The following is a 15,250-nucleotide window of genomic DNA, read 5'->3' as shown; positions in this document are numbered from 1 at the left end:
GGACTCGAAAGTCATCGTCGCCATCAACAAGGACGAAGAGGCCCCGATCTTCCAGGTCGCCGACTACGGCCTGGTCGCAGACCTGTTCGACGCCGTCCCGGACCTGACCGGTAAACTCTGATTAACCTGAAATACCGTACGATTTCCGCGCGGAATCGTACGGCCCCCGCACGTAAGGAAACGCCATGGCCTACACCGCTCCGCTTGACGACATGCTTTTCGTGCTCGAGGACCTCTGCGGCCTCGACGCTATCGCCCAACTGCCCGGCCTCGAAGAGGCGTCCCCGGACATGGTGGCCGCGATCCTGGAGGAAGCCGGCAAGTTCGCGGGCAACGTCCTGTCGCCGCTGAACGTGACCGGCGACCAGCAGGGGCTGGGGTTCGATGACGGTGCGGTGACCACGCCCACCGGCTGGAAAGACGCCTATGACCAACTGGTCGAGATGGGCTGGAACTCCCCCACCGCCGCGCCCGATCACGGTGGCATGGGCCTGCCGCAGGTGGTGAACGCCTGTATCCAGGAGATGTTTCAGGGCGCCAACATGTCGTTCCAGCTGTGCCCGATGCTGACGCAGGGCGCGATCGAGGCGATCGAGGGTTATGCCAGCGACGCGCTGAAGGAAACCTACCTGCCGAACCTGGTCAGCGGTGTCTGGACCGGCACCATGAACCTGACCGAACCGCAGGCGGGCTCGGACCTGGCGGCGATCCGGTCCAAGGCCGAACCCGAGGGCGATCACTACCGCATCAGCGGTCAGAAGATCTTTATCACCTACGGCGAACATGACATGGCCGAGAACATCATTCACCTGGTGCTGGCCCGTCTGCCCGACGCGCCCGCCGGGGTGAAGGGGATCTCGCTGTTCATCGTGCCGAAGTTCATTGTGAACGCGGATGGCTCCCTCGGCGATCTGAACGACGTGCGCTGCGTGTCGATCGAGCACAAGCTGGGCATTCACGCCAGCCCGACCTGCACGCTGGCCTTTGGCGATAAGGGCGGTGCGATCGGCTATCTGGTGGGCGAGGCCAACAAGGGCCTGCAATACATGTTCGCCATGATGAACAACGCCCGTCTGAACGTCGGCATCCAGGGCATCGGCGTGGCCGAGCACGCCACCCAGCACGCCGTCGCCTACGCAATGGAACGCAAGCAGGGCGGCACCCCCGAAGGCAGCGCGCCCACCATCATGGGCCACCCCGATGTGCGCCGGATGCTGGGGCTGATGGCCTCGCGCACGCAGGCGGCCCGCATTCTGGCCTACCGCGCCGCGGCCTCTTTGGACTTTGCCCACCGCGCCGAGGACGCCGAGACCCGCGCCTATCACCAGCGCCGCGTGGATTTCCTGATCCCCGTCGCCAAGGGCTGGTCGACCGAGCTGGGCGTCTCGTCGGCGTCCTACGGCGTGCAGGTGCATGGCGGCATGGGTTTTGTCGAGGAAACCGGCGCCGCGCAGCACCTGCGCGATGCCCGGATCACCACGATCTACGAAGGCACCACCGGCATTCAGGCTCTGGACCTGGTCGGCCGCAAGATCGCCCGCGACAAGGGCGAGGCCGCGCGTGAAATCATCGCCGAGATGCGCAAATCGGCGGACGCGCTGGCGCAGATGACTGCCCCCGGCGCCGATTGGGCAGCCCTGTCGCGCGGCGTGGCCGAGGCGGCGCATCTGATGTCGGAAACCACCGACTGGTTGGTCTCGCAGAACGGGCACGAACCGCAGGCCGCCGCCGTGTCGGTGCTGGAAATGTTCGGCATCACCCTGGGCGCATGGGCGATGGGCGACGCCGCCCTGCACGCCGCCAAGCGGATCGCGGACGGCCGTGGCAGCAAGGCCCTGTCGGCCAAGCTGAATTTCGCCGGCTTCTACATGACGAACGTCTTCCCGCAGGCCCGCGGGTTGCAGCAAATCGCAATGGCCGGAGCCGGAAACGTGCTGACCCTGCAATCGGCCGATTTCGGCGTCTGAGCCAAAGCGATCGGTTCCGGCCCGTGCCCAGACTGGGCCGGAACCGCCCCTTTACCCGCCGACCAGCGCCTTCAGCTCGGACATGTCGCCGGCGGTCATGCCGGTGTCGGTCGGCTTGAAGACACAGCGCACCTCGCGCCCGTCAAAGGCCAGACGATCCCCGACCATGCCGCGATAGGACAGGGCGATCGTGCGCTTGCCCCATTCCGCCACCTCCATATGCACGGCCAGCAGGTTGCCATCCAGCATCGGCGAGCGGAACTGCGCCCCCGCATCCACCAGCCCGACACCCGTCGCGCCCATCTGCCGACACAGCGCCGCGTGGCCGCCATGCTGGCGCAGGAAGTCGTGGAATGTCGCATCCATCCAGCGGAACGTGTTGGGATAAAACACAATTCCCGCCGGGTCGCAGTCGCCAAAGCTGATCTTCACCTCGTGGATGTGCTGCACACTCATTCTCCGGTTCTCAGCATGTGGCCCAGATCGCTGGCACGCAGCGGCTCGGTCAGGACGCGGGACAGGGGCTGCGCCTCGTCGCCCAGCAGCGCCTCGACCTTGGCGCGCAGCTTGGATTCCAGCGTGTCCAGCGTTTGCGGGCTGTCCAGATCGTGACTCCAGTCGCGGCTGGAGCCATCGGGCGCCACCAGCGTGACCACCGCCTGCATATCGCCCACGCTGTCGTCGCCGGTGACCTGTACCCGCTCGGCCAGCGCAGCCAGCGCGCCGTCCTGCGCCAGATCGTCGGTATATTCGCGGTCGCTGCCGGTGGGGCGCCCGGTCAGCGCCATGCCCGCCAGCCAGCGGTACGAGAACTTGACCTCCAGCCCGGTCTGGGGCGTTTCGATGTTGCACACCCGCAGCCAGCGCGGATTGGTTCGCAGCTTCAGCACCGCGACGGTTTCATCGGTCGCGCCGCTCTCGGCCAGCGCCTCCAGCATGGCGTGGGTGCCGTGGCAGCAGGCGTGGAACTTGTACTTCACGTCGTCGAACAGGAATGTCCCCGCCGGAATGGTCGGCCCACGCACATCCGTATGGGTCGGCACAAAGCCCTGCAGCCCCATCAGCCCGTCCGCGGCCGAGGTCATCCCCATCCCCGCCAGTTTCGCGCATTCCACGCCGTTGGCGGCGGCCACGCCCGCGTTGTAGGGCTTGCCCATCGTGCCGAATTGCGACTTCAACCCCGAAGCGCGGGTCGCGCACAGCCCCAATGCCGCGCGCATCTGCCCCTCGCGCAGGCCATACAGCCGACCGGCGGCCACCGTCGCGCCGAACGCGCCCGCCGTGGCGGTCTGGTGGAACCCGCGATTGTAGTGCGATGCCCCCAGCACCACGCCGATACGGATCGCCGCCTCGGCCCCCAGCAGAAACGCGGCCAGCACCTCGTCCAGGTCCGCGCCAACCTCTTCGGCGGCGGCGATCACGGCGGGGTAGATGCCCACCGACAGGTGCCCGACATGGGCGAAATGCGTGTCGTCATAATCCAGCGCGTGCGAGGCCGCGCCATTCGCCAGCGCCGCCATCCGCGCCGGGGCCCGCACCCCGCCAAAGATCGAGGCCGCACCCAGCCCGCCCTCGGCCTCGGCCAGATCGCGCAGCGTTTGCGCGACGGGTTCGTTGATGCCCGCGCGCCCGCAGGCCAGCCAGTCGAACAGCGACAGGCGCGCCATTCCCAGACTGCGTTCGGGTAGATTGTCGTCGGACATCCCGGCCAGTTCCAGCACGGTATCCAAAAGTGTGTCGGCGGTCATTGCGCTCTCCCTCGTGGTGCGGGGGATGGCCCGCCGTCGCGTCAGCTTAGCCATTCCTGACCCGGGGAAAAGTCCGATTTCCAGGGACGTACCATTTCAGGACGGAATCGTACGATTTCGCGCGTGAACAGGACGTTAATCCGCTGTCAGAGGGTAGGTTTTCGCCCCCGCCGCCGTCACCGCCGCGTCGGCGTTCAGATACAGCATCAGCCCGCGCCGGCCACCGTTGATATGCACCAGATGATCGCCTATCGCACTGATTTCAAACGCTGTTTGCACGCGTTTCTTTTGTCCGAACGGGCTGATCCCGCCGGTGTGGAACCCGGTCAGCCGCTCGGCCTTGGCGGGGGGCATCATGGCCGCCGATTTGCCGCCAAAGGCCGCGGCAACTTTTTTCATGGATAGCGTCTGATCCGACGGAATGACCACGCAGGCGGGCTTGTCATCCACCTCAACCATCAATGTTTTCAATACCTTGGCCGGGTCCGCGCCGATGGCGTCCGCCGCCTGCAGGCCCACGCGTTCGCCGCCGGGGTCGTAGTCATACTCGACCGTTTCAAACGGAGTCTTGGCCTGTTGCAAGGCGCGGGTGGCAGGGGTGGCTTTGCTCATGGTGTGGCTCAAGCTATTGAAATCGTGCGAATTTACCGGATCAGAGCGAGGCCGCGGCCCGGCTGGCCTGGTCATACTGCCCCGACAGCGCCCGCAGCGACCGCGCGATCGAGCGCAATTCAGACCCGCTCAGATCCGTCCGCCCAATCGCGTCCAGCAAACACTGACGCCGGATGTCACGATAGGAACTGCACAGCGCGGCACCCTCGGGCGTGGTGGTGTAGAACGCCTCTTTTCCGCGTTTTTCCGAGGAAACAAGACCGGATTTCAACAGCTTACGTAGGGCGTAGTTGACGGTGTGGCTGTCCTCGATGTTCAGCAGGAAACAGATGTCGGTCAGGCGTTTTTCGCGGTCGCGGTGGTTGACGTTGTGCAGGATCAGGATGTCGAGCGGGTTCAGATCCGGCTGCCCGGCGGCGGTCATGCAGCGCGTCATCCAGCGCGAAAAGGCGTTGTAGGCGATGATCAGGCCGAACTCGAATTCCGACACCTCCCAGCCTTCGCCCTCGGCCAGATGACGGGAGGAAACGATTCTGCGTCCGTCGGGGGAAGAGGTCATGGGAACTCCGAAAAACGTTGGTGATTTGACGATATTTTATGCGCGAAATTTTTCTCCAACAAGTGATTTCGCGATGTCCGTCCGGGAAAGCAGGGAACAGATTTCCAATAATTACAATGCGTAGCGGCGCAAAGCTCCTGTAAAGCAACGCCGAACGGGAAAATCGTGTTTCCTTGATATGATAATAAAACGTTGACGAATCGTCATTGTATGACGGAGCATTCCATTACTGAATCAAAAAACTGTCCAACGGAGTGAGAACATGGGCTTTTTCAAAACCATCAGCGGGGCGGCCTTTGCCGTGGCAGCGCTGACCCTGAACGCGCAGGCCGAAACCTGGGATATGCCGACGCCATATCCGGACGCGACCTTTCATACGGTGAACGTGCACGACTTTGCCAAGGACGTCGCCGAAAAGACCGGCGGCAAGCTGGAGATCAAGGTGCACTCGGCGGGCTCGCTGTTCAAGCACCCCGAGATCAGCAAGGCCGTCCGCAGCGGTCAGGTGCCGGCGGGCGAGTTTTTCCTGTCGCTGCTGAACAACGATAACCCGGCCTTCGGCGTGGACAGCCTGCCGTTCCTGGCGACCAGCTATGACGACGCGGCCAAGCTGTGGGCGGCGCAAAAGCCGGTGATCGACGCGCTGCTGGATGCGCAGGGGATGATGGCACTGTACGCGGTGCCGTGGCCGCCGCAGGGCCTGTATACCACCAAGGAAATCAAGACGGTAGACGATCTGAAAGGTCTGAAATTCCGCACCTATAACTCGACGCTGGAGCAGTTCGCAGCGCTGGCCGGTGCCGCGCCGACGCAGGTCGAGGTGCCGGACATTCCGCAGGCCTTCACCACTGGTCAGGTCGAAGCGATGATCACCTCGCCGTCCACCGGCGCCAACTCGAAAGCGTGGGATTTCCTGTCGCATTACACCGATATCCAAGCCTGGCTGCCCAAGAACATCGTGGTGGTGAACAAGCGCTCGTTCCGTCGTCTGGATGAAGCGACCCAAGCTGCCGTGCTGGAAGCCGCCGCCGCCGCCGAGACCCGCGGCTGGGAGATGAGCCGCGCCGAGACCGCCGAGAAGGTCGCTGTGCTGAAGGAAAACGGCATCACCGTCGTCGAACCCTCGGCCGAGCTGATGGCAGGCCTGAAGGCGATTGGCGCACAGATGCTGGACGGCTGGAAAGCCGCGGCCGGTGCCGAAGGCGAAGCCCTGCTGAACGCGTATCAGCAGTAAATCAGGGCAGGGCGGCCCGTTGCGGCCGCCCGACCATTCCGAGGAGGGAATGATGAGACAGATCCTGACGGCACTCTATAAACTCAGCGGCGCGGTGGCCGCGCTGTGCATCCTGTCGATCGCCGCCGTGGTGTTCGCGCAGGTCTGCCTGAACCTGGTGGACAAACTGGCCAAGCTGACAACTGGGCAGGCCATCGGACTGACCATTCCTTCGTATGCTGATTTCACCGGCTTCCTGCTGGCGGCGGCGACCTTTCTGGGCCTGGCCTATGCGCTGCGGGCCGGCGGGCATATCCGGGTGACGCTGGTCACCGGCCTGTTGGGCCCAACGCCACGCCGCTGGGTCGAGGCGCTGGTACTGGCCGTGGCCCTGGGTATGGCGGGCTATGCCACTGTTTACATGGGGCTTTTGGTGGCCGAGAGCCATGAGTATGGCGACATGACCTCGGGCATGGTGGCGCTGCCTTTGTGGCTGGTGCAGCTGCCTGTCGCCATCGGGCTGGGCGTGCTGAGCATCGCCCTGCTGGACGATCTGATCGCCGTTCTTCGCGGCGCCGCCCCCTCGTACGAGGGTAAGGGCGAAAACCTGTTGAGCGAGTGAGATCATGACCGTCGCAACCCTTTCCATCATTCTGTTCGTTCTGCTGTTCGCGTTCCTTGGCTCGGGCCTGTGGGTGGCGCTTTCGCTGCTGGGCGTGGGCATGGCCGCGATGGCGCTGTTCACCGACGCGCCGCTGGGGCTGGTCATGGCCACCACGATCTGGGGCAACGGCAATTCCTGGGCGCTGGCGGCGCTGCCGCTCTTCGTCTGGATGGGCGAGATCCTGTTCCGCTCGCGCCTGTCCGAGGACATGTTCACCGGCCTGTCGCCCTGGATGAACCGGCTGCCGGGGCGCCTGCTGCACGTCAACATCTTTGGCTGCGGGATTTTCGCGGCGGTGTCGGGGTCGTCGGCGGCCACGGCGGCCACGATCGGCAAGCTGTCCATTCCCGAGCTGTCCAAGCGCGGCTACCCCGAGAAGATGGTGATCGGCACGCTGGCGGGCTCGGCCACGCTGGGGCTGCTGATCCCGCCGTCGATCATCCTGATTGTCTATGGCGTGGCGACCGAGCAATCCATCGCGCGCCTGTTCGTGGCGGGCATCGTGCCGGGCATCCTGCTGGTGACGCTGTTCGTGGGCTACGTGGCGATCTGGGGCATGCTGAACCGCGACCTGCTGCCGGACGAGGGCGAGCGTTTCCCGCTGCGCGAAAAGCTGCGCCGCGCGCGCCGTCTGCTGCCGGTGATGGGGCTGATCGCCGGGGTGATCGGGTCGATCTATGCGGGCATCGCCTCGCCCACGGACGCCGCTGCGGTGGGGGTCGTGCTGGCGCTGGTGCTCAGCTGGGCCTCGGGCTCGCTCAACTGGCAGAGCTTTTCCGAGGGGCTGATGGGTGCGATGGTGACCTCGTGCATGATCGCCTTCATCCTGGCGGGGGCGTCGTTCCTGACGGTGGCGATGGGGTTCACCGGCATTCCGCGCCTGCTGGCGGAATGGATTGGCTCCTTGCAGCTTTCGACCTATACGCTGCTGGCGGCGTTGACCGTGTTCTTTGTCATCATGGGCTGTTTCCTGGACGGGATCTCGGTCGTGGTGCTGACGACCTCGGTCATCATGCCGATGGTGCAGAAGGTGGGGATTGATCCGCTGTGGTTCGGGATTTTCGTGGTGATCGTGGTCGAGATGTCGCAAATCACGCCGCCGGTCGGGTTCAACCTGTTCGTGCTGCAATCGCTGACCGGGCGCAACATCCTGACCGTGGCCCGCGCGGCGCTGCCGTTTTTCCTGCTGATGCTGCTGGCGCTGGCGATCATCGTCGCGGTGCCGCAGGTCGTGACCTTCCTGCCCGAGGCGATGTAAGCGCATGACCGAGACGACGGACATCATCTGGCCGTGCATCCGCTCGGTGGGGTTTGACGGGCTGCTGGTCAGTTTTGGCGACCGGCTGAGCGAGCCCGCCAACCGCGCGGCCCTGGCCTATCGCGCCGCGGTCGAGCGCGCCGGGCTCAGCGGGATCGAGGAGACGAGCACCTCGCTGGTGTCGTGCTTCGTGCGGTTTGATCCGCTGGGGACGGATGCCACGGACCTACGTGCCGATCTGTCGGCGCTGCTGGCGGGGCAGGACTGGTATGCCGCCCCGATGCCCGAAGGACGGCGGCTTTGGCATGTGCCCACAGTATGGGGCACCGATCTGGCCCCGCAGCTGGAGGAGGCGGCACAGGCTGCCGGGCTGAGCGTGGATGCGGCGGTAGCGATGCTGTCCACCACCCGCGTTCGCGTGCAAACCATCGGCTTCGCGCCCGGTCAGCCCTATCTGGGGCAATTGCCCGAGTGCTGGAATATTCCGCGCCAACAGGCGCTGACCTCGCGCATTCCCGAAGGGGCGCTGGCGGTGGCGATCCGGCAGATGGTGCTGTTCTCGGTGGCGACGCCGACGGGCTGGCGGCATGTCGGGCAGACGGCGATCAAGCTGTTCCGCCCGGACAGCGATATGCCCTTTGTGCTGCGTCCGGGGGATGAGGTTCTGTTTCCGCAGATCACCAGAGAAGCCTATGAAAACATGGTGAAATCCGGTCCGGATGGTGGTGCCACCTTTGAGGTGATCCGATGAGCGCCGCGCTGCTGATCCGCCGGGCCGGTCCGGGCATGAGCGTTCAGGACCAAGGCCGCCCGGGCTACCTGTCGCAGGGCCTGTCGCGCGGCGGGGCTGCCGATCCGGTGGCGCTGGCCGAAGGTGCGGCTCTGCTGTCGCAATCGCCCACGCTGGCGGCGTTGGAAATGACCGGGATGGGCGGCGAGTTTCAGGCGCTGACCGACCTGCGGATCGCCCTGACCGGGGCCGAGATGCGGGTCACGCTGGACGGCAGCCCGCTGGTCTGGAACGCCAGCCACATGGTGCCGAAGGGCGCGGTTCTGTCGATCGGCTCGGCCCAGAACGGGACCTATGGCTACCTGCATATCGGCGGCGGCATTGACGCGTCCGAGCGTCTGGGATCACGCGCCGTGCACCTGTCTGCGGGTCTTGGCGCGCTGAGCCAGACGGGGGACGTGCTGACCGCCGGACCCGATCCCGTGGGGCAGGTGGGGCGCATCCTGCCGCCCGAGCCGCGCTTTGGCGGCGGGGTGATCCGCGTGCTGGCCAGCCTTCAGACGGCGCTGTTTTCCGACGCGGTTCTGGCGCGGTTTCAGGCGACCGAGTTCCACCGCGACCACCGGGGCAACCGGATGGGGGTGCGGATGAACTCGGACGGCGAGGGGTTCCTGGTCGAGGGCGGGCTGACCGTCCTGTCCGAGGTGATCGTGCCCGGCGACATCCAGATCACCGGCGATGGCGCGCCCTTTGTGCTGATGTCCGAATGCCAGACCACCGGGGGCTATCCGCGCATTGGCACGGTGCTGCCCTGCGATCTGCCGAAAGTGGCGCAGGCGCTGCCAGGTGCGTCTCTGCGTTTCCGCTTTGTCGATACGGACACCGCGTTGGAGGCCGAGACGCGCGCGCGCAACACGCTGGCCGGGTTGCGCCGCCGGGTGCAGCCGATGATCCGCGATCCGCGCGACATGCCCGACCTTTTGTCCTATCAACTGATCAGCGGCATGATTGCCGGTGACGAGGAGTAAGCCATGACCCTGACTGTCGATCTGAACGCCGATATGGGCGAAAGCTTTGGCCCCTGGAACATGGGCGACGACGCGGCGCTGCTGCAGGTTGTCAGCTCGGCCAATATCGCGTGCGGGGTGCATGCGGGGGATTGGGACATCATGGCCCAGACGATGGCGCTGGCGGTGAAGAACGGCGTCGGCATCGGCGCGCATCCGGGGTTTCCGGATCTGCAGGGCTTTGGCCGGCGCAAGATGCATCTGCCGCATGGAACGCTGGGCAATCTGGTGCGCTATCAGCTGGGCGCGGCACAGGCGATGGCGCGCGCGGCAGGCGGGCAGGTGCGGCACCTGAAGCTGCACGGCGCGCTGGCGAACATGGCGGCCGAGGACAAGGCGATGGCGCTGGCCTGCTACCGGGCGGCGCTGGACGTTGACCCCGACCTGATCGTGATGGTGCTGGCAGGCACGCAGCAGCAGGCGGCCGTGGCCGAGCTGGGCTGCAACACCGCCTGCGAGATTTTCGCCGACCGGGCCTATAATGACGACGCCACGCTGGTGGACCGCAAGCTGCCGGGCGCGGTGATCCATGACCCCGAGGTGGCTGGCCAGCGGATGCTGGACATGGTGCAGGCCGGGGCGATCATCACCGAAAGCGGCAAGCATATCCCGACACGGATCGACACGATCTGTCTGCATGGCGACACGCCGACGGCGGTTCAGATCGCGGCGCGTGTCCGTTTGATGCTGGAGGGAGCAGGGGTCTCGATCGCGCGGTTCGGCGGCAGCCCGGTCGCCTAACGGGCGTTGAACTCGGCCCAGTGCTGTTGCAGGCGGCTGCACAGATCGACGGGGTCGAAGGGCTTGGTGATGACGGCCAGACAGCCCTTGGACAGCAGCCTTTGGGCAAAGCTTTCCTCGGCCTTTGCAGTCAGGAAGATCGCCGGAACTTTGGCCAGTCCGGGCATGTCCGCAAGGTTGTGCCAGGTTTCCTCGCCCGTCATTTCGGGCATCATCACGTCCAGCAGAAACATCTGCGGCTGAAAGTCTCCGATGCCGGCCAGCGCCTCGGGGCCAGAGGAAAACTGTGCGACCTCGAACTGGCCGATGAGCTCCAGCGCCATCTTCACGATGACACGGATGTCCTCGTCATCGTCAACATGCAGGATCCGCTTCAAGTCTTCCATCGTTTGACGCCGCTTTCCGTCTGTTTCTTGGGCCAAAGGCCGGGGTGTGCGTAGGGGACTGACCTAGGGATTTGGCAGTTTCGGCAGGTCCACGAAGAACACTGTCCTTTCGGCAGTATCGCATGAAAAACCGATATCACCACCATGAGATTTCACGATTTTCTTGCAGATTGCCAGTCCCAGGCCGGTGCCTTTGACCTTGGCACCCTTGGCGGCGGAATGGTTCACGTAATTGTCGAAAATCCGGTCGCGCAAATGGTCGGGAATGCCTGGCCCGGTGTTGTCGATACTTATGCGCCAGTAGTCACCATGCTCGCGCAGTTTCACCCCGACGGTTTCGTTCTGGGGCGAGTTCTTGATCGCGTTGGACAGCAGGTTCGCCAGCATCTGGTGCAGACGTAGGGGGACGCCGCGCGACCATGCATTTTCGGGGGTTGCGACCAGATCAATCGCAACGTTGTGGACCGCGCAATAGCCCAGATGGGCGGCGACGGCCTCTTTGACCAGGGCGACCAGGTCCAGCTCCTCCATCTCTTCCTCGGGCTTGGGGTTCGAGGTCGAGAATTTCTGCAGGTCCAGAATGTCGCCAATGATCGACAGCAAGGTGTCGGCGTTGCGCTGCATCAGCTCTAACAGGTTCTTGGCTTGCGGCGGCAGATCCCCCATCGAGCCGGAGGTCAGCAGTTTCAGCGCCCCGTTGATCGAGGTCAGGGGCGTGCGCAAATCGTGCACGATTTCCGAAAACGCCTGCGTGCGCGCGCGTTCCAGCTGGCGGCGGTGTTCGCGGTCGCGCAGGACCGAGACGAACAGCGGCCCTTCGCCCAGGGTGGACAGGATCCGCGTGGAGATCTCGACCAGGCCTTTTTCATGCAGGGTTTCGATGGTGACGGTGTCGGACAGGCCCTGACGTAGCGGTTCAACATGGCGGTGAAAGCCGGATGTGTCGAACATCTTGGAGCTGTCGTAGATGTATTTCTGGGTGACCTCGCCATCGCGCCAGTCGCAACGCAGGCGGGCAGTCTTGTTGGCGTAGACCAGACGCAAACTGTCGGCCCGGTAGACGTAGACCTCGTCGTGCAGCTCTTCCAGAATTTCCGGAAGGTAGGAACTTGGCTCGGATAAAGGTGCAATCGAGATCATGGGTTCTGCCTGGTTAACAATTTCCAGTTTACACAAGTTTACGGCGTTTTGTTGTCTCACTATGTGCGTTTTGATGGTATAAAAGAGAGCATTTCACGTGGAAAAGCGGTAGAATTACTGAGCTTCGGCGCGGTCGAGGGTCAGGAAGAAGGTCGTGCCTTCGCCCAGCGTGCTGCTGTAGGTCAGCTCGCCCTTGTGGCGGGCGACGATCTGTTTCGAGATGTTCATGCCCAGCCCGGTGCCGCCAACCTTGCGTTGGTCCGAGGAGTCGATCTGGCTGAATTGGCCGAACACGGCGTCTTCTTTGCCGGCGGGAATGCCCACGCCGTAGTCGATGACCGAAATCGTGACCTTGTCGCCGGTGGCATGGGCGCGGACGTTGACCTGCCCCCCCTCGCGCGAGAATTTCACTGCGTTGGACAGAAGGTTCGCCATGACCTGTTGCAGGCGCGATTTGTCGCCCAGAACGGTCAGGTCCTCGCCTTCGGGGATGTAGGTGACGATGATGCCCAGGCTGCGGGCAAAGCCCGAGGCGCTTTCGATGGCGTCGGAGATGATGGCGTTGACGCTGAGCGGCTCGAAGTTGAACACCATCTCGCCGGCTTCGAATTTCTGCAGGTCCAGCAGGTCGTCGATCAGGTTGGCCAAGCGGACCGAGTTCTTGCCAGCGATTTCCAGAACCGGCGACAGGGTTTGCGGGACGGGGCCCAGCATCCCGCGGTTGACCAGATCCAGCGACCCCTTGATCGAGGTCAGCGGCGTGCGCAGCTCGTGGCTGACGGTCGACAGGAATTGCGATTTGACGGTCAGGGCGGCCAGGGTGCGTTCGTGTTCGCGGCGCAGCTCTTCCAGCTGGCGGACGCCGGCGCGGTACAGACGCAGGAATTGAATCGAGATGTCGATGATGAAGTACATCACGAACAGGATCGTGAAGAACTCCAGCCACGCCCGAGAGTCGATCGGCGGGTAGTACCGCAGGATGTCCATCAACGCGATATAGCCGAAGGTCGCGCCATAGATCGTCAGGCGCAGGAACAGGGCGGGCAGGAACTGGTGGTTGTTCATGGCCGCGAACAGGGCCGCCGCGAACAGGAAGAACAGCGGGGTGAAGTGACCGCCGTCCAATTGCTGTTCGGCAACCATGATGATGAACAGACAGATCGCGCCCGAACTGACCAGCGTATTGACCAGAATGGCGGTGAGGAAGTGCATCGCCTTAGTCTGATCCTTGCCGTCCCAGGCCCGGATGCGCCGTGCCGCGATCACGTCCAGCACCTCGGAGAACAGAACCCCGGTGTAGGTGAGGAACGCGATGGTCGAGTCAAAGTAGAATGCGGTCAGCAGGGTGGCGGAGACAAAGATCGCCTGACGCTGCCAGAGCAGGGTCGTCGTCGCCTCGACGTAGTCCTTCAGCTGGCGCTCTAGGCGGTCAAGCCTAAGCCAGTCTTTCCGGAATTTTCTGAGGATCACCCGTAGTGCCATCCATCAACTGCCGTATCGTTTCCTACTCGTCGCCATTCATTTCTAATTAAGGATATTGGCGAAATTTCGGCGTAATCGAACTTTTTACCAGTCGGAAGAAAAAACCTGCGAATGCATCACTTGGCGGTAGGGGTGCACGGTGATACTATCATAGATGGAAAAAGTGTACCGATTTCGTCTATTTTTGCAGCAAACTGGGCCGGAGGCGATGAACTGGTCACGTTCTTTACAATCTTAACGTGACGGCATGTGTTGCCTATACATCAATGTGGCGTTTTTTTGGTGAAAACGGACAAATTTTTAGGTGACGGATGAGAAGTCTCACCTAAACTGTTGAAAAAACATGGTCGGGCAGGACATGAAACATACAGCTTTCGCAGAGCGGCCGTCACGGTCGCAGCAGGTGTTTCCCGAGTTAGAACCCGTTGTTCCGGGTGTTTCAAAAAAACGAATCGATCCAGTTCGCATGCTGGCGCGGCGGCCTTCGCTGGCTCCGGTCGGGCATGTGAAGTCCACGATGATGGGTTACACCAATGTCGGGCAGTTCGGTGATCTGCTGGTGAATTTCCTGCGGGCGCGCAAGCGGACCTTTATCGACCGGCTGCATTGGGACCTGCCTCATACCGAGGGGATGGAGTTCGACCAGTACGACACGCCCCAGTGCCGCTGGGTGGCCGTGCATGAATACGGCGAGATCCTGGGCGGGTTCCGGCTGCTGCCGACCACGGCGAAATGCGGCATCTACACTTACATGTTGCGCGACGCGCAGCGCGGGCTTCTGGACAGCATCCCGCAGGACTGCCTGTTTATTGATGCTCCGGTCGAGGCGCGCATCGTCGAAGCCTCGCGCCTGTTCATTGCCGAGGACGTTCCGGCCTCGCGCCGGATGCAGGTGCAAAGCGTCATCATGGGGCAGATGGTCAGCTGCACGCGCCAGATGGGCGCGACCCATGTGATCGGTATCGTTCCCGAAGTGTGGTCGCGCTGGCTGCGCCGGATGGACCTGGACGCGGTGCCGGTGGGGCGCAAATTCGCCATCGACGGCACGACCAGCCAGGCGGCACTGTTCAACGCGGCCAAGTTCTCGAACTGATCTGGTATTCACAACGCGCCCGGAAACGCCCATAACAGGGCGGGGCCGTTGGCCTTTTTCTGACCAGAGGCACGCATGACCAAGACTATCTACATCCTGAACGGACCGAACCTGAACCTGCTGGGCAAGCGCCAGCCAGAAATCTACGGGTACGACACGCTGGAGGATGTGGAGCGGAACTGCGCCGCCGTGGCCAAGGACTTCGGCCTGGATATCCGCCTGTTGCAAACCAACTGGGAAGGCCAGTTGATCGACTGGATCCACGAGGCGCGCGAAAAGGCGGCGGGCATCGTCATCAACCCGGCGGCGTTTACGCATACTTCGGTCGCGGTGCTGGATGCGCTGAACACCTTCGAAGGCCCGGTGATTGAGGTGCATATCAGCCAGGTCCACAAGCGCGAGGCGTTCCGGCATCATTCCTATGTCAGCCTGCGGGCGGACGCAGTGATGGCTGGCTTCGGCATCGAGGGCTATGCGCTGGCGACGCGCCGGATGGGCAGCCTGCTGGCGGGCTGAACGGGCCAGCGCCTCGGCACAATGCAATCACGCAAGAACATCTGAGCTCTGTCCTCTAACCTCTGGGAAACGGG

Annotated in this window: 16 protein-coding genes and 1 pseudogene; 10 read left to right on the top strand and 7 right to left on the bottom strand. The window is 63.6% G+C overall.

Features of this window, described 5'->3' with window-relative positions; all coding sequences use genetic code 11:
• Positions 1-121 (top strand): annotated as a pseudogene (locus E7681_RS08915) (electron transfer flavoprotein subunit alpha/FixB family protein); the annotation flags it as partial.
• A gap of 64 nt (positions 122-185) precedes the next feature.
• On the top strand, positions 186-1,967 hold the full coding sequence (locus E7681_RS08910) for an acyl-CoA dehydrogenase (protein ID WP_136338915.1): 1,782 nt from the start codon (positions 186-188) through the stop codon (positions 1,965-1,967).
• A 51-nt stretch (positions 1,968-2,018) separates the two neighbouring features.
• Here the strand turns inward: E7681_RS08910 and E7681_RS08905 are convergent, their stop codons facing one another.
• The 4 genes from E7681_RS08905 to E7681_RS08890 all read right to left on the bottom strand — a co-directional run bounded on the left by E7681_RS08905 (position 2,019) and on the right by E7681_RS08890 (position 4,886).
• Positions 2,019-2,423 (bottom strand): acyl-CoA thioesterase, encoded by a 405-nt coding sequence (locus tag E7681_RS08905; protein ID WP_136338914.1) that lies wholly within the window; start codon positions 2,421-2,423, stop codon positions 2,019-2,021.
• The gene (locus E7681_RS08900; RefSeq protein WP_168733182.1) at positions 2,420-3,715 is read right to left on the bottom strand and encodes an MmgE/PrpD family protein; all 1,296 of its coding nucleotides are present in this window, start codon (positions 3,713-3,715) and stop codon (positions 2,420-2,422) included. The genes E7681_RS08905 and E7681_RS08900 overlap by 4 nt, the downstream gene beginning before the upstream one ends.
• A 135-nt stretch (positions 3,716-3,850) precedes the next feature.
• Complete coding sequence (locus E7681_RS08895) at positions 3,851-4,327, bottom strand: aminoacyl-tRNA deacylase (RefSeq protein WP_136338912.1); 477 nt, start codon at positions 4,325-4,327, stop codon at positions 3,851-3,853.
• Positions 4,328-4,367: 40 nt separating this feature from the next.
• Positions 4,368-4,886 carry a winged helix DNA-binding protein gene (locus E7681_RS08890; RefSeq protein WP_136338911.1) on the bottom strand — a complete coding sequence of 173 codons (519 nt, stop codon included), beginning with the start codon at positions 4,884-4,886 and terminating at the stop codon, positions 4,368-4,370.
• Positions 4,887-5,148: 262 nt separating this feature from the next.
• Between E7681_RS08890 and E7681_RS08885 the strand changes: the two genes are divergently transcribed.
• Genes E7681_RS08885 through E7681_RS08860 form a run of 6 tightly spaced genes read left to right on the top strand, consistent with a single transcriptional unit; the run spans position 5,149 to position 10,559 of the window.
• The gene (locus E7681_RS08885) at positions 5,149-6,120 is read left to right on the top strand and encodes a TRAP transporter substrate-binding protein (RefSeq protein ID WP_136338910.1); all 972 of its coding nucleotides are present in this window, start codon (positions 5,149-5,151) and stop codon (positions 6,118-6,120) included.
• A gap of 52 nt (positions 6,121-6,172) precedes the next feature.
• Positions 6,173-6,721, top strand: coding sequence for a TRAP transporter small permease (locus E7681_RS08880; protein ID WP_136338909.1), 549 nt, complete (start codon positions 6,173-6,175; stop codon positions 6,719-6,721).
• A 4-nt stretch (positions 6,722-6,725) separates the two neighbouring features.
• Entirely contained in the window at positions 6,726-8,021 is a 1,296-nt protein-coding gene (locus E7681_RS08875; RefSeq protein ID WP_136338908.1) for a TRAP transporter large permease, read from the top strand.
• A gap of 4 nt (positions 8,022-8,025) precedes the next feature.
• Positions 8,026-8,772 carry a 5-oxoprolinase subunit B family protein gene (locus E7681_RS08870; protein ID WP_136338907.1) on the top strand — a complete coding sequence of 249 codons (747 nt, stop codon included), beginning with the start codon at positions 8,026-8,028 and terminating at the stop codon, positions 8,770-8,772.
• Positions 8,769-9,779, top strand: coding sequence for a 5-oxoprolinase subunit C family protein (locus tag E7681_RS08865; protein WP_136338906.1), 1,011 nt, complete (start codon positions 8,769-8,771; stop codon positions 9,777-9,779). Before E7681_RS08870 ends, E7681_RS08865 begins: the two co-directional genes overlap by 4 nt.
• A gap of 3 nt (positions 9,780-9,782) precedes the next feature.
• On the top strand, positions 9,783-10,559 hold the full coding sequence (locus E7681_RS08860) for a LamB/YcsF family protein (RefSeq protein WP_136338905.1): 777 nt from the start codon (positions 9,783-9,785) through the stop codon (positions 10,557-10,559).
• On the opposite strand, the gene E7681_RS08855 is transcribed toward E7681_RS08860, so the two are convergent.
• From E7681_RS08855 to E7681_RS08845, 3 genes are all read right to left on the bottom strand, one after another.
• Complete coding sequence (locus tag E7681_RS08855; RefSeq protein ID WP_136338904.1) at positions 10,556-10,945, bottom strand: response regulator; 390 nt, start codon at positions 10,943-10,945, stop codon at positions 10,556-10,558. The genes E7681_RS08860 and E7681_RS08855 overlap by 4 nt on opposite strands.
• Before the next feature lie 63 nt (positions 10,946-11,008).
• Complete coding sequence (locus E7681_RS08850; RefSeq protein ID WP_136338903.1) at positions 11,009-12,085, bottom strand: PAS domain-containing sensor histidine kinase; 1,077 nt, start codon at positions 12,083-12,085, stop codon at positions 11,009-11,011.
• Positions 12,086-12,199: 114 nt separating this feature from the next.
• Positions 12,200-13,567, bottom strand: a complete 1,368-nt coding sequence (locus E7681_RS08845) for a sensor histidine kinase (protein ID WP_136338902.1) — start codon at positions 13,565-13,567, stop codon at positions 12,200-12,202.
• A 466-nt stretch (positions 13,568-14,033) separates the two neighbouring features.
• On the opposite strand from E7681_RS08845, the gene E7681_RS08840 reads away from it, so the two are divergent.
• Together E7681_RS08840 and aroQ are read left to right on the top strand one after the other, a co-directional pair.
• Complete coding sequence (locus tag E7681_RS08840; RefSeq protein ID WP_246032444.1) at positions 14,034-14,660, top strand: acyl-homoserine-lactone synthase; 627 nt, start codon at positions 14,034-14,036, stop codon at positions 14,658-14,660.
• Positions 14,661-14,735: 75 nt separating this feature from the next.
• Positions 14,736-15,176 carry a type II 3-dehydroquinate dehydratase gene (gene aroQ / locus E7681_RS08835; RefSeq protein WP_136338901.1) on the top strand — a complete coding sequence of 147 codons (441 nt, stop codon included), beginning with the start codon at positions 14,736-14,738 and terminating at the stop codon, positions 15,174-15,176.
• The last annotated feature ends 74 nt before the right edge of the window (positions 15,177-15,250 follow it).

The organism is Thalassobius vesicularis, assembly GCF_004799325.1.
Classification (GTDB): Bacteria; Pseudomonadota; Alphaproteobacteria; order Rhodobacterales; family Rhodobacteraceae; genus Thalassobius; species Thalassobius vesicularis.
The sequence above is the reverse complement of the archived record's forward strand: the minus strand, read 5'-3'. Positions and strand labels throughout refer to the sequence as shown.